General features: G+C 64.2%; 4 protein-coding genes. 2 read left to right on the forward strand and 2 right to left on the reverse strand.

Annotated features, from left to right (window positions below):
* Positions 1-10 precede the first annotated feature (10 nt).
* Together EBE87_RS28025 and EBE87_RS28030 are read right to left on the reverse strand one after the other, a co-directional pair.
* A complete protein-coding gene (locus tag EBE87_RS28025) occupies positions 11-982 on the reverse strand; it encodes a DUF2306 domain-containing protein (RefSeq protein WP_120641058.1) in 972 nt (323 codons plus the stop codon).
* 13 nt (positions 983-995) lie between these two features.
* Complete coding sequence (locus EBE87_RS28030) at positions 996-1,820, reverse strand: MipA/OmpV family protein (protein ID WP_158601074.1); 825 nt, start codon at positions 1,818-1,820, stop codon at positions 996-998.
* Positions 1,821-1,978: 158 nt separating this feature from the next.
* Here EBE87_RS28030 and EBE87_RS28035 point away from each other — a divergent pair, with 158 nt between their 5' ends.
* Both EBE87_RS28035 and EBE87_RS28040 read left to right on the forward strand, forming a co-directional pair.
* Positions 1,979-2,692, forward strand: a complete 714-nt coding sequence (locus EBE87_RS28035; RefSeq protein ID WP_120641060.1) for a response regulator — start codon at positions 1,979-1,981, stop codon at positions 2,690-2,692.
* Positions 2,689-2,974: hypothetical protein (locus EBE87_RS28040; RefSeq protein ID WP_456316333.1), on the forward strand; the 286-nt coding region annotated here is incomplete at its 3' end. The genes EBE87_RS28035 and EBE87_RS28040, both read left to right, overlap by 4 nt.

A 2,974-nucleotide genomic window follows, 5' to 3' on the forward strand; every position in this document is an offset into this window, starting at 1 on the left:
ATCTCGGTTATCATCTGGGGGAGGACCCGGCGACCACGCCTCTGCTGGTGAAGCTGCTGGAAGGCGATTGCCTCAGTTCGGCCAGACCAAGGAAAGCATCGTAGCGTCCGGCACCGCCGTCACGGCACAACCGGTGGGGTGGCAGCGCGTCGACGGCGGCCTCGCCGCGACCTGTTTTGTCGATCGGCTCGATCCGCGCTTTGAACTCGGGGAAAGGGGGAGCCAGAGGTTCTCCGTGGTGGCTGCGAGGATCAGCAGCCCAGGCGGAAACTGGAAGATCTAGCGGCCCGACGGAGATCTCCACACGCAGGTTGCGGGTTCTCGACGCAGGCGGAACGCCTCTGCCGTGCCCAAAATGGGCTTTCAACTCCTCCGCCTCGCAAAGCCAAATTTCCACTGCCACCAGGGCCGGTAGCCAGCCGAGACAGGCAACCACCAACGGAACGGCTGCGAATGGCAGGCCAAGCACGAAGCAGAAGCGCAGGCAGACCGTTGTTGCCGTCAGTGCGAAGCTCCGCACCATCCAGCGCCTATGAACTCCGATGTCGCCGCGCCTGACCTGCATCATGCCGGTGGTCACCAGCCAGGCCGAACCAAAGGCCATCAGGATCATCCTGGCAAAGAGCCCTGCATCGACCTGCCAGGCGAGGAGGATCGTCACAAGCGCGCAGGTCATCGCCGAGCCAGCGTAAAGCCGCCCAAGCCAGCCATGCACCTGCGGCCAGCGCCAGCGCAGTCCCGGAACGAACTGCCAGGGTCCCAGCAGCACCGCCAAGGCAATGCAAATCCCGTCGATCGTCAGCATCAGGCGCCAGGGCGCCTTTTCTACCAGTTGCGCGCTGAAGAAGCGGTCCGACACGTCATAAGCCAGGGAGCCCAGACCCAGGGTTGTCATGGCCAGGGTCAGCACAACCCAATTACCGTAATCCGTCAGGCGTCGAGGGCGCAGCCCTGTGCGGGCGAAGAGAACGATGCGTTGCATGGCACCCGTCCTCTCAGAACCGGTAGGACAGGGCGATGCCGCCCATCAGCTGGCTCTTGGAGCCTTCCAGATCCACGATGGGGCTGTCGGCGGCGTCGCCCACCAAGTAGCTGTAGCTCAGCCGCCCGGTCAGCCCCCAATGTTGGTTGAACTGGTAACCGGCGGTAAGGCCCAGCCCAGCATCGCGCAGCCCGCCCTTGGGCCTGTAGGCCGGCAGGCCCGACCGCAAAGCTTCCGGCTGCGTCACGCCGAAATAGGTGCGCGTGTATTCCCCGTTGGCGACGTTCACCTCCGCGTCGACATTGACAAAGAAGCTGCGCCCACGCAGCGCAGCATAGGAGATCCCGGCGGTACCGAGAACGCCGTTCCTTGAGCCGGTCGCAGTCAGGGACAGTTCCACCTGGCCCTGCCCGCGGTCATCGCCGCCGAAGCGGATGCCGACAAAGCCGCCAGCTTCCACGGTTGCGTCGATCTCGTCCAGGCGTGCGACACGGTCGCTATCCACGTCGTTGTCGCGGCCAGAGCCGAGACGAACCAATGGCCCTGCGACGATGCGGCGGGACGGCACTGTATTGGCGCGAAGGGTCAGCCCGCGAAGCTGCAGGAAATAGGGGCCATAATTGAGGTCGCCCAGCACAAAGGGAGCGATGGTACTGGAATCCGCTCCGGCATATTCCGGCACAAGGGCAGGCCCGATGCCAAGGAAGCCGGACCAGCCGGTGACCGGGTCGGAGTCGGGATTCTGCTGAGCCAGGGCCGGTGCCGCGACCAGCAACGGTGCGGCAAGAAGCGGCCAGGCGAGACGGACGGCAAGAGGGGCGCGGATGCTGAACAACACGGCGGGGGATGCTCCTGTTTGTCGAAGCGACCCTAGGCAGCGCATTTTGCTGGATGATGTGGCCGTTGCGTCAGCGTCGCCACTTTGTGTCGGAGCTGATACAAAGCTGCAAAAAGCGGGTCATACAGGATGATGGTTTGGGCGGTAGAAGGAGAGGCATGACACCCATGCCACACGTATTGATCGTGGATGATGACGAGGACATCTTGTCTTTGTTGACGCAGTTCCTGCAGAACCATTCCTGCACGGTGGCCGTGGCCCGAAAAGGCGAGGAGATGTTTTCGCTGCTCGGGCAGCAGCCCGTGGACGTCGTCATCCTCGATGTGATGCTGCAGGGCGAGAACGGCTTCGACCTGTGCCGGCAGTTGCGCGCCAAGTCCTCCATCCCGGTGATCATGCTGACGGCAATGAGCGAGCACACCGACCGGGTTGTAGGCCTCGAGATCGGCGCCGATGATTACCTCACCAAGCCCTTCAATGCGCGTGAGCTTCTCGCCCGGATCAAGGCGGTCCTGCGCCGGGCCGAGGTGCCCCACCAGCCCAAGGAAGCTCGGCCCAAGCTGAGCTTCGGGCGCTGGCGGCTGGATATCGCAAGACGCGAGCTCCGTTCGGAGGACAACACTCTGGTGTTCCTATCTGGCGGCGAGTTCGACCTGCTGCTGGCCTTTGCCGAGCACCCGCAGCGCGTATTGACGCGTGACATGCTGCTGGACCTCACCCGGGGCGAGACCTACGCGGCCTTCGACCGCAGCATCGACGTGCAGATCAGCCGCCTGCGGCGCAAGCTGGAAGCAGACCCAAAGAACCCCGACCTGATCCGGACGGTGCGCAACGGTGGCTACATCCTGATGGCACCGGTGCTGCGGACATGAGCCTGCGACGCTGGCTGAGCGACACCATCGCCCGGCGCTTCGTGGTCACCATCCTGATGGCTTTCGGCGCCACCGTGCTGCTGAATCTGGTCTTCGTGAACTTCGCCGGAGCCTTGGGGCAGCCATCGATCCTTGAAGCCGGCTTGCTGAACGGTGCGGCAACGGCGGTGCGGATCATCGAGACGCAGCCGCCGGAGGTGCGGGCGGTCATCGCCGCGGCGGCAGGCACTGCGGATTACCGGCTGACTTGGTATCCCGGCGACGCTCCGGTCAGGCTCACGG

Source organism: Teichococcus wenyumeiae (assembly GCF_003696345.1).
GTDB classification, from domain to species: Bacteria; Pseudomonadota; Alphaproteobacteria; order Acetobacterales; family Acetobacteraceae; genus Pseudoroseomonas; species Pseudoroseomonas wenyumeiae.

Coding starts and splice junctions, on each gene's coding strand:
- EBE87_RS28025 (WP_120641058.1), bottom strand. CDS start 982: ATGCAACGCATCGTTCTCTTCGCCCGCACAGGGCTGCGCCCTCGACGC.
- EBE87_RS28035 (WP_120641060.1), top strand. CDS start 1,979: ATGACACCCATGCCACACGTATTGATCGTGGATGATGACGAGGACATC.